Origin of the sequence: Arthrobacter sp. HMSC06H05, from assembly GCF_001807395.1 — a bacterium.
Classification (GTDB): Bacteria; Actinomycetota; Actinomycetes; order Actinomycetales; family Micrococcaceae; genus Pseudoglutamicibacter; species Pseudoglutamicibacter albus.
In genome coordinates this window covers 1-10,459 of sequence record NZ_KV788971.1, presented here as the reverse complement: position 1 = coordinate 10,459, position 10,459 = coordinate 1, and the positions used below count along the sequence as shown (strand labels likewise).

General features: G+C 59.5%; 9 protein-coding genes. 3 read left to right on the top strand and 6 right to left on the bottom strand.

Annotation, left to right across the window (positions count from 1 at the left end; genetic code table 11):
* Both HMPREF3160_RS10055 and HMPREF3160_RS01180 read left to right on the top strand, forming a co-directional pair.
* Positions 1-214, top strand: a 214-nt coding sequence (locus tag HMPREF3160_RS10055; RefSeq protein WP_218078950.1) for a hypothetical protein, incomplete at its 5' end; no start/stop codon positions are given.
* A gap of 509 nt (positions 215-723) precedes the next feature.
* Positions 724-1,326: an Ltp family lipoprotein gene (locus tag HMPREF3160_RS01180; RefSeq protein ID WP_232219315.1), complete on the top strand. Its 603-nt coding sequence runs from the start codon at positions 724-726 to the stop codon at positions 1,324-1,326.
* 108 nt (positions 1,327-1,434) lie between these two features.
* Here HMPREF3160_RS01180 and HMPREF3160_RS01175 read toward each other — a convergent pair whose 3' ends face one another.
* The 4 genes from HMPREF3160_RS01175 to HMPREF3160_RS01160 form a co-directional block, all read right to left on the bottom strand.
* Entirely contained in the window at positions 1,435-2,166 is a 732-nt protein-coding gene (locus tag HMPREF3160_RS01175; RefSeq protein WP_070506569.1) for a VIT1/CCC1 transporter family protein, read from the bottom strand.
* Positions 2,167-2,395: 229 nt separating this feature from the next.
* Positions 2,396-2,941 carry a YbhB/YbcL family Raf kinase inhibitor-like protein gene (locus tag HMPREF3160_RS01170; protein ID WP_035757410.1) on the bottom strand — a complete coding sequence of 182 codons (546 nt, stop codon included), beginning with the start codon at positions 2,939-2,941 and terminating at the stop codon, positions 2,396-2,398.
* A 99-nt stretch (positions 2,942-3,040) separates the two neighbouring features.
* Complete coding sequence (locus HMPREF3160_RS01165) at positions 3,041-4,009, bottom strand: hypothetical protein (protein ID WP_035757412.1); 969 nt, start codon at positions 4,007-4,009, stop codon at positions 3,041-3,043.
* Between the two features lie 23 nt (positions 4,010-4,032).
* Positions 4,033-6,222: a RecQ family ATP-dependent DNA helicase gene (locus HMPREF3160_RS01160; RefSeq protein WP_070490603.1), complete on the bottom strand. Its 2,190-nt coding sequence runs from the start codon at positions 6,220-6,222 to the stop codon at positions 4,033-4,035.
* Positions 6,223-6,289: 67 nt separating this feature from the next.
* Here HMPREF3160_RS01160 and HMPREF3160_RS01155 point away from each other — a divergent pair, with 67 nt between their 5' ends.
* A complete protein-coding gene (locus tag HMPREF3160_RS01155) occupies positions 6,290-7,696 on the top strand; it encodes a phosphomannomutase/phosphoglucomutase (RefSeq protein ID WP_070490604.1) in 1,407 nt (468 codons plus the stop codon).
* 81 nt (positions 7,697-7,777) lie between these two features.
* Here HMPREF3160_RS01155 and HMPREF3160_RS09520 read toward each other — a convergent pair whose 3' ends face one another.
* Positions 7,778-8,245, bottom strand: coding sequence for a thiol-disulfide oxidoreductase DCC family protein (locus tag HMPREF3160_RS09520; RefSeq protein WP_256173759.1), 468 nt, complete (start codon positions 8,243-8,245; stop codon positions 7,778-7,780).
* A gap of 124 nt (positions 8,246-8,369) precedes the next feature.
* On the bottom strand, positions 8,370-10,205 hold the full coding sequence (locus HMPREF3160_RS01150) for a phosphoenolpyruvate carboxykinase (GTP) (RefSeq protein WP_070490605.1): 1,836 nt from the start codon (positions 10,203-10,205) through the stop codon (positions 8,370-8,372).
* Between the last annotated feature and the right edge of the window lie 254 nt (positions 10,206-10,459).

The window sequence follows — 10,459 nt, the reverse complement described above, 5'->3', positions numbered from 1 at the left end:
TCATCGTTCCGCTTTTTTGGTGGATGTGTCGGGTCATCGTTCCGCTTTTTTGATGCGGCCAAGGCGGCCCGGCAACATACCTGCCGTCTGGCGGCTCCCCGGTGTTCCCGGGGCTATTCTGCTGCCGCTACGGCTGCTGTTCACCGGTGTTGTGGCGGCTCATGGCCGCCGGGACAAGCGCATTTCTGCGCAACCTCTGTCTCGACGTGGATAACGCCGGCAGACCGGTCGCGTCATGCAGTGGTGGGAACGATGTCGTGACACATGGGTGAAGGATGTCGTGAGACATGGTTGGAAGGGTGTCGTGAGAGATCTGTGGGTGGGTTGAGGCGGTGAGGGGTGAACGATGTCGTGAAACCAAACACCCCCGTCTCCGCTTTTGTTATGTGTCGGGACATCGTTCACACGATGTCCCGACATTTTTTATGCTCTGGGGCGTTGATGTGTCGCGTCATCGTTCCGGCGCTGGGGTCTCTAAAGAACCCCGCGAAACGATTTTCTTACCTTGCAGCTCCGATACTCCCGGGGATCGTCCTGTTGCCGTTACATCTGTTGCACGTGACTACTGGGGTAGCAATTTTCTGTGCCACCCTGTCGCGACGTGGGCTACGCAGATATGTAGAAAAATGTCGTAAAGCCATATCGAAATCCATTGGACACATTTTATGGGATAATACTGTTGTAAAGAAGGGATAAATGCATATTCATCTTGGAGGTTCATACGTGTCAGACCATAACTCCCCACAGGTGCCACCAGCGTCTGAGCCGGGTGACATTCCATCCTCGAGCAGCTCCCCCGCGACTACCAAGAAAAAGTCGCTTTGGACCCGCTGGTGGATGATTGCCATCTACGTCGTCCTCGGTATCGGCATCATCAATGCATTGGCTAACGGAGGTGACGAGAACGCCTCACCGGCCGGCTCCTCGACCCCATCAGCTTCAGAGACGCATAAGTCACAGACAAGTGACGGTGAGAAGTCGAGCGCCTCTACAAAAACTGACAAGCCAACTGAAAAGACAATTCCGACGGAATATAAGTCAGCACTCAGAACTGCGGAGACCTACTCCGATACGATGCACATGAGCAAGGCCGGAATCTATGAACAGCTCACCAGCGAGTACGGTGAAAAATTTACTAAAGAAGCAGCTCAATACGCGATAGACAATCTCAAGGCAGACTATAAAAAGAACGCCCTCGAAACAGCCAAGAATTATCAAGAATCGATGGCTATGTCTCCAAGCGCAATTCATGACCAATTGACAAGTGAACACGGTGAAAAGTTCACCAAAGAAGAGGCCGACTACGCCATCGCTAACCTCGACTAACTGTGTTTTCAGGTAACTAGTGATAGACCGTCTTAGCCCGGCACCCTTTAAGGGTGCCGGGCTAAAGCCATATTAGAAGCATGCTTCTTGTACTGAAACGCTTACACCTCAAGCGACTCCTGACGCACCCAGAAGGTAGCCCACGAGGTACGTGAATCCGAGCGCGAGCGCGCCACCAACAACCACGCGGATAGCGGCCTTGCCCGGCGAGCTACCACCCAGCTTGGCTCCAACCGCCCCCGTCAACGCCAAAGCAACCAACGTCGCCGCGAACGTGCCCACAATATTCGCGCCATGCGGGAGCAGAACGATCGTCAACATCGGCAGAATCGCACCAGCGAGGAACGCAAGCATCGAAGCGAAAGCCGCATGCCACGGGCTCACGATGTCATCCTCATCAATGTTGAGTTCCATCTGCAGGTGCGCCTTCAACGCATCCTTCTCAGTCAACTCAACCGCAACCTTCTCCGCAGTATCCCGCGAAAGCCCCTGCTGCTGATACAGCTGCGTCAGCTCCTCAAGCTCCCCCTCCGGATCCTCAAGAAGCTCACGTTTCTCCTTAGCAACCAACGCCTCCTCCGCATCCTTCTGCGAAGAAACCGAAACATACTCGCCAAGACCCATCGACACCGCGCCACCAATCACAGCAGCAGCCCCAGCCGCTAAAATCGGGCCGATCTGCGTTGTCGCCCCAGCAACACCAACCACCACAGCCGCAACCGAGACGATGCCATCATTAGCGCCCAAAACACCGGCACGCAGCCAGTTCAGTTTCTGCGCATACCCCGAAACCTGATGCGGTTCCAGCCTATTCTCATGTCCCACATTCGTTGAACTCATATGAACAGTTTCCTCCTCCCCACCTCTCAGCGCTAGCAAAGCTAGGCTACGCTTACTAAGCACCCCCTAAGATTAGCGATCCTTAACAGAGCCCAGCCCCATCAGCGCAACCCAATCACACCACCAGACAGTCTGAGGCTTTAACTCAACGAGGGCGGCCCCGCAGCTCACGCCACGAAACCGCCCTCAAAAACAACTCAGCCCCTACAGCCGGGAACCACGCTGAAACCTAGGCTGGGATCTCCCCGTTGACCACCATGGTTGCCCGGCCCAACGTGTGCCCGAACATCATGAAGCCATGCTTAGCCGGCGACGTATCCCCATCCACACCAAGATCCTCAACATCCAAAGCATGCACCGTAATCACATAACGATGCGGGCCATGCCCCTGCGGAGGCGCGGCACCAATGAAGCCCGGCTGGCCGCCATCGTTACGCAGCTGGAACGCACCCTCCGGAAGGTCCAAGCCGTTACCGGCACCCTCATCGAGCTCCGTGACCGAAGCCGGGATACGCGTGAGAACCCAGTGCCAGAAACCCGACTGAGTTGGGGCATCCGGATCAAACACTGTGACAGCAAAACTCTTAGTGCCCTCAGGCGCGCCAGACCAGCTCAACTGCGGCGAAATATCCTGGCCACCCTCGATACCGAAAGCACCCGAGTACTGTTCGGCCGGCCACATCCCGCCATCCTTAACCGTGGTAGACGTCAGCTCAAAGCTTGGGACCTCACCCAAACCAGCAAATGGATCGTTTCCGTTCGGCGCCAATGCCATGTCACCCTCCTAAAGCGATAAAACCGACTATTCAAAACTCAAAAGCGGACATCTCAATACTGCACAACTGATATGCGCAAAACAGCTACACCAGCAGACCTACCGTCCACGCTTATACAGGTGCGCAATCTGTTGCAGCACCTCCCGAGCGTGCTCCTCATCAACACCGGTGTGACGCATGAAAATATCCATCGCCGCGTCCACATCTTCGGTGCGCATCGCCATCATGAACGCGTCCTGCTCCGGCTCGCTCAAATGATCCGTGCTGAACGTGACCGTGCGGCCATCCTCAACATTGACCTGCAGCGTGATGCCATCGCTCGTGCCAGCCGACGTGTTCGCTTCCAAAGCACGGCGGATCATCTCCTGGTTCAGATCGATGTGGCGCGCGATGATCTCGGCCGCCTCATCGAAACGGCCATCGCGCATCTTGGCCATGAACTGATCCCGCTCGGCACCAGTAATGTCCTGGGTACTAAACGAATGCTCCCGCACGCCATCGTTGTGTGTGAAGTTCATGTGCCGTTCAGAGGCAGCCGCCTCATCACCGTACTTAACCGCCCAGTCCTCAGGGATCGCCCAATCCTGGTCACTGCCCAGGTCAAGCTCGCTACCGGCCCCGTCCTGTACCCCGGAATCCACAGAAGACTCCGACGACTCGGTACGGGACGCGCTGGATCCCGATGTTTCCCCGTCCCGCGACTGCCCTTCCCAAGGCGCCCCAGTCCCCGGCGACTCAAACTCAGGCGTCTCGATCTCACGCAACGCAGGTTCCGTCTTGATCTGCGGGTATTGTTGCAACGCCACCACGTCAGTGACGCAATCCATGTTGGAACGGTTCGTGGCGCTCTTGATCAACTGGGCGGCACCCATCAGGTCATTTTGAGCGATCCTCGCATACACCGCCTTATGGGTTTCGGTGTCCAGAAGCTCAGAAACCTCGCGGGCACGCTCAGGTGTGGTGTTGGAGCGAAGCTTATTCTGCGCACGCTTAGCCATTGACCGTAGCCCCAGCACAACCACGACCACGACAACAACGACACCCAAGACTAGAAACGTTGGATCCATATAACTAAGTCTACGAACCTCCGCTAACCAACAACCGCCAAAGCGAACGGCAACACCCCTGGAGCGCCCGCCTGCCGCAAGGTTGCGGTCGCGCTCGTGATCGACCACCGCGAATCCACCACGTCATCCACGAGCAGTAACGGGCCCGGCGCAGAAGCCACCGCCTCACCCATTGCAGACGGCACCACGAACGCGTCACGCACATCCGCGAACCTGTACGCCGAGTTACCGCCCGGCCCAGACCGCGGCGGAGCACCCGAATATTCGAGCGCACCCATGAAGCGCATCTGCCCAATCCGAGCCAACTCAGACGCCAAGCTATAGATCAGCTGCGGATGCCGCGTAGACGGCATCGCCACAATCCCCACCGGACGCTCAGAAGACGGCATGCCCTCGGGGCCCATCCAGCCAGCCGCAGCCGACCACTCCCCCACGACCTTAACGCACGCGTTCACCACATCGGGCGCCACCGGCGCATCCGGGGTCTGCTGTTGCAGTAGCTCACGCAAGCGTGTGCCCCACCCCAAATCAGTGAACCTAGCCAACGCGCGCCCCTCACCGGCCTGAAGCTCAGCAGGGATCCGGCCCTTCACATCCAAACCCAACGCCGCAAGCCCCGTCGGGTACATCTTCCGCGGCACAATCTCAACACCAACTCGGTTCAGACCACCCTGAGCCAGTTGCGTCGCCTCGTCCCCCACCTCGGTAGGGAACCAGCGGCCAGCGCAGTTATCGCATATTCCACAATCCTCCGCGTGCGGGTCATCCAACTGCTCAGACAAGAAACGCATCCGGCATTCCTCGGTCTGCTCATACGCAAGCATTGCTTCCTGCTCAGCCTCACGCGCCGCCGCCACCCGCTCATACCGTTCACGGTCATACACCCACGGAACACCGGTACCCACCCAGCCGCCCTGGACCCGCTCAACCGCGCCATCCACAGCCAGCACCTTGAGTAACAGGTCCAGCACGGTCCGGCGAACATTGACCCGCGCCTCCAAAACAGGAACCGAAACCGGCCCACCGGCCTCAGCCAACGCATCGAGCACAGCGCGGGCCACGGACTCTTGCGGCATCGACGCAGACGCGAAATACCGCCAAATCTCCCGATCCTCAGGCCCGGGCAACAACATGACATCCGCCCGGGCAGCGCCACGCCCAGCACGCCCTACCTGCTGGTAATACGCGACCGGGGAACTCGGAGCACCCACGTGCACCACGAATCCAAGATCAGGCTTATCGAACCCCATACCCAGCGCGGAGGTCGCAACCAACGCCTTGACCTGATTATTCTTCAACGCATCTTCAAGCTCGTGCCGCTCATCCTGATCCGTGCGCCCCGTATAGGCCCGCACGTTCAGGCCCGCCTCACGCAGCATCTGAGCGATGTCCTCGGCCGCGGAAACCGTCAAAGCATAAATAATCCCGGAACCGGCAAGTTGCCCCACATGCTGCACGAGCCAACCCAACTGCTTACGCGGGCTTGCCATCCGCAAAACACCCAAACGTAGCGACTTCCTCGCCAACGGGCCACGCAACGTGAACACATCCTGGCCACCCGCGGCCAGTTGCTCCTCAACGTCCCGAACAACGCGCTCGTTCGCGGTCGCGGTAGTCGCTAAGACCGGCACATCCTGCGGAAGCTGCTCGATGAGGTCCTTGATCCTGCGGTAATCCGGCCGGAAATCATGCCCCCAGTCAGAGATACAGTGCGCCTCATCCACCACGAGCAGCCCCATCCGCTCAACCAGCTGCGGAAGCTGCTCTTCACGGAACCGCGGATTATTCAACCGCTCCGGAGACACCAACAAGACATCCACTTGATCTGCGGCGAGCTGACCGCGGATCTGTTCCCACTCCGTGGCGTTCGCCGAGTTGATCGCTTGCGCGCGCACACCAGCCCGCTGAGCCGCCGCAATCTGATCACGCATCAGCGCCAACAGCGGAGAAATAATCAGTGTTGGGCCGGCTCCCTGAGCCCGCAACAGCGCGGTCGCCACAAAATACACGGCAGACTTACCCCAACCGGTCCGCTGAACCACCAGCGCCCTACGCCGACGCCCCACAAGCGCCTCGATCGCTTCAAGCTGCCCCGGATGGAACTGGACACGCTCGCTGTCTGTGCCTTCCCGGCCCACCAGACGGCGTAACGCGGCAAGAGCCGCATCCGCATCGAAGTCAGCAGACAGGGCATCGTTACCTGTAAATTCCATCCCACGCCTCCCGCTGTTTCCGTGAGTCTGACCATTGAGCAAAGCGTGACAGCGTAGTCTGACACTTATGACCACGATCAATCTCAGCGATTCATTCAAAGCTTATGACGTACGCGGTATCGTCGGCGAGAGCATCACAGAAGAAACAGTAGAAGCCACCGCCGCGGCTTTCGTCGACGTGCTCGGACTGGCAGGGGCCACCGTGCTCGTCGGCGGCGATATGCGGCCTTCCAGCACACAGTTCGTCAGAGTTTTCGCTGAGACCCTCGCCGCGCGTGGCGCACACCCGCTGGTCCTCGGCCAGATCTCTACCGATGAGCTCTACTTCGCTAGCGGCTCCCTCGACGCCGCCGGAGTGACTTTCACCGCCTCACACAACCCGGCCGGCTACAACGGCATCAAAATGACGCGTGCCGGCGCTAAACCGATCTCTGCTGACACGGGCCTCGAGGACATCCGCATCCTCGCCCAGAAGTACCTCAACGAAGGCCTCCCTCAGTCTCTCAATGCGCGTGCTGAGATTGAACACCGCGATGTGTTGCCTGATTACGCCCGGCACTTGCGTTCGCTCGTCGACCTTTCCCGTATCCGCCCCCTCAAGGTGGTTGTTGATGCGGGCAACGGGATGGCTGGCCTCACGACCCCGGCCGTACTGGGCGATTCCGCGCTGGATCCCCTCCCGCTTGAGATCGTGCCGCTGTATTTCGAGCTGGACGGCTCCTTCCCGAACCACCCGGCCAACCCCATCGAGCCGGAAAACATCGCAGACCTCCAGGCGGCCGTGAAGAAGCACGGCGCAGACCTTGGGCTTGCTTTCGATGGCGATGCGGACCGTTGCTTTGTTGTGGACGAGAACGGGGATGCCGTCTCCCCTTCCGCGATCACCGCGTTGGTTGCCGCCCGCGAGATCACCCGCGCGAAGTCCGAGGGTGAAGAAACCCCGGTGGTGATTCACAACCTCATCACGTCCAAAGCAGTGCCGGAAACGGTTGAAGCGGCCGGCGGCCGGGCGGTGCGCACGCGCGTGGGGCATTCCTTCATCAAAGCTGTGATGGCCGATGAGAACGCAGTATTCGGCGGTGAGCACTCCGCTCACTACTACTTCCGTGACTTCTATTTCGCAGACACCGGGATGCTGGCCGCGATGCACATTCTTGCCGCGCTCGGCGGGCAAGATAAGCCACTTTCGGAGCTGGTCGCCAAATACCACCCGTACGTCGCGTCCGGCGAGATCAACACCACGGTCGCCGACGCCGCGGCCGCAACCCAGAAAGTTGTTGACGAGCTCGCTTCCGGTGACGACACCACAATCGAAACCCTCGACGGAACCACCGTGAGCGCATCCGACGGCTCCTGGTGGTTCAACCTGCGGCCATCCAACACCGAACCTCTGCTTCGCTTCAACGCTGAAGCCGCAGACCAAGAAACGATGGAACGCATCCGCGATACGGTGCTCGGAATCGTCCGCGGCTAAGGCGTCAGGGGCTACAGCGTCAAGCCTGAGGGCGTTGACGTAGCCACGCAGCTACGCACCACCGCATAGCCGCGCTACACCTCACGGCCACGCTGCACCGTATGGCTGCGTTGCACCGCATGCCCCGGGGTTTGCGCGGGATACTTGAGTATCCTCGCAGGCTCCGGGGTTTTGCGTACACCACGGAGTGGTTCCCGGGAATCTTCCGCGATGCGCGCTCACCCACGCATATACACGGTCCGCACACCACCGAAGCGGCGGGAAGCGATACAGGTTTCGAAAAATCCGCGTGCCCATCGCGACATCCAACGCAATCGCCGCAGCACCGGCACCACGTGAAACCATGACGCGGCCTTCGCCGGTAACCACGTGGAATCCCCAAATCTCAACATCCGTTTGAGCCTGCGTGAGGCCGTACGCTTGACGCACCCCGTGCTCTTGCGAGGCCCTCAGCTGGATCCGGCCACCCCTATCAAGCCGCCGCAACCAACCCGCAGCCCGCGTACACACACCACAGCGGCCATCGAAAATCAGCGTCAATTCCGCCACGGGGCCCACCTTTCTCTGCAGACAACAACGATGCCGCAGTCACCTCACACAGTGACTGCGGCATCGTTATCAGTTCACAGCATCAGCTGAAGCCGTGCGTGCGGCTTCAGCTGATGCTTGGCGTTTAGGCTCCGAGGCGTTCGCGCAAAGCGTCCAGCTCGGCGCGCATAGCGGTTGGTAGGTGATCGCCGAAGTTCTCGTACCACTGTTCGATAAGTGGAAGCTCGTTCTTCCACTCTTCAACATCGAAGCGGGTTGCGGCTTCGAGGTCCTCATCGCTGATCTCCAAACCAACCAGGTCCAGCGAGCCCTCAGCAGGGATCAGACCCAGTGGGGTCTCTTCAGCTTCAACCTTGCCTTCGATGCGGTCGCAGATCCACTTCAGAACGCGCGAGTTCTCGCCGAAGCCAGGCCACGCGAACCCGCCTTCAGCGTTGCGGCGGAACCAGTTGACCAAGAACACGGCTGGCAGGTTCTTGCCGCCCTGAGCCGCTGGAAGGTCGCGTAGCTTGTCCCAGTGGTTGAGGTAGTCGCCCGCGTCGTAGCCGATGAATGGAAGCATTGCCATTGGGTCGCGGCGGACAACACCCACAGCACCTTCTGCGGCCGCGGTCGTCTCAGAGGAGAGAGTCGAGCCGAAGAACACGCCCTGGGTCCAGCTGCGAGCCTGGGAGACCAACGGGATGGTGGTTTTGCGGCGGCCACCGAACATGATCGCGTCCAGCTTGACGCCGTCCGGGTTGTAGTACTCCTCGGAGAGCATGTCAGCCTGGCTGATCGGCGTGCAGAAACGGCTGTTCGGGTGGGCCGCTGGACGGCCTGCGTCCGGAGTCCAGTCATTACCTTGCCAGTCGATCAGGTGATCTGGGGCTTCGTCGGTCATGCCTTCCCACCAGACGCCGCCCTCGTCAGTGAGTGCGACGTTGGTGAAGATCGTGTTGCCCTTAGCGATGGCGCGCATCGCGTTCGGGTTGGTGGACCAGCCGGTGCCCGGTGCTACGCCGAAGAAACCGTATTCAGGGTTGACCGCACGCAGAGCGCCGTCTTCGTCGAAGTTCATCCAGACGATGTCATCGCCTAGGACTTCGGCCTTCCAGCCGTCCACGGTTGGGTCGATCAAAGCGAGGTTGGTCTTACCGCATGCCGATGGGAACGCAGCGGAAATGTTGAAGGACTTACCTTCCGGGTTGGTCAGTCGCATCAGCACCATGTGCTCCGCGAGCCAGCCCTCATCGCGTGCCATGACGGAGGCGATACGCAGCGAGTAGCACTTCTTACCGAGCAGCGCGTTGCCGCCGTAGCCGGAACCGTAGGAGACGATCGAGCGTTCCTCCGGGAAGTGCACAATCCACTTCTCTTCGTTGCATGGCCACGCAACGTCCTCTTGGCCCTCTTCAAGCGGGGCGCCGACCGAGTGCAACGCCGGAACGAAGAACGCGTCCGTCTCCTCCATCTTGCGCAAGACCTCGTTACCGATCTTGGCCATGATGCGCATCGAGGTCACGACGTATGCGGAGTCAGAGATCTCAACACCGAACTTAGGGTTCTTCGCGTCGAGGTGGCCCATCACGAACGGGATGACGTACATCGTGCGGCCGCGCATCGAGCCTTCGAAAAGGGTGTTGAGTTTAGTCTTCATCTCAACCGGATCCATCCAGTTGTTCGTGAAGCCTGCGTCCTCTTCCTTCTCGGAGCAAATGAACGTACGGGACTCGACACGCGCGACGTCGGCAGGGTCAGAGTTCGCGAGGTAAGAGTTAGGGAACAAGTCCTCGTTGAGCTTGGTGAACGTACCGGTGTCAACAAGGAGCTGTTTGAGCTTGAGGTCTTCGGATTCGGAACCGTCTACCCAGTGGATAGCATCCGGCTGGGTCAGCGCTGCCACCTCGGACACCCACTGCGCCAGCTTCTGGTGAGAAGTGGGTGCGGACAAGCTGGTCTGCTCAGCGTTCGCGGTCATAAGACTATGCCTCCAAATGGACTGTTGCGTCTCCATCAAGAGTAACCATGAGGGCTTACAGAATGCAGATGCAGGCAGGACGTGACGTGAGGCGTCCCACGCGGACAGGGCCCCACGAGGCAAGTGAGCGGTCTAAGTTCCTTGTATTTCCGGGGTTTTTTGAGCTTCGGCTGGTAACACACGTCAAATAGACCGGTCTATCTTTTACGTGGTACTGGACTGCCGATCGTAGTGCCTCATGTCAAGTTGATCGC

Bases quoted from the DNA above. Each gene is read 5' to 3' on its own strand.
- HMPREF3160_RS01175 (WP_070506569.1), bottom strand. From the start codon at position 2,166: ATGAGTTCAACGAATGTGGGACATGAGAATAGGCTGGAACCGCATCAG.
- HMPREF3160_RS01170 (WP_035757410.1), bottom strand. From the start codon at position 2,941: ATGGCATTGGCGCCGAACGGAAACGATCCATTTGCTGGTTTGGGTGAG.
- HMPREF3160_RS01165 (WP_035757412.1), bottom strand. From the start codon at position 4,009: ATGGATCCAACGTTTCTAGTCTTGGGTGTCGTTGTTGTCGTGGTCGTG.
- HMPREF3160_RS01160 (WP_070490603.1), bottom strand. From the start codon at position 6,222: ATGGAATTTACAGGTAACGATGCCCTGTCTGCTGACTTCGATGCGGAT.
- HMPREF3160_RS01155 (WP_070490604.1), top strand. From the start codon at position 6,290: ATGACCACGATCAATCTCAGCGATTCATTCAAAGCTTATGACGTACGC.
- HMPREF3160_RS01150 (WP_070490605.1), bottom strand. From the start codon at position 10,205: ATGACCGCGAACGCTGAGCAGACCAGCTTGTCCGCACCCACTTCTCAC.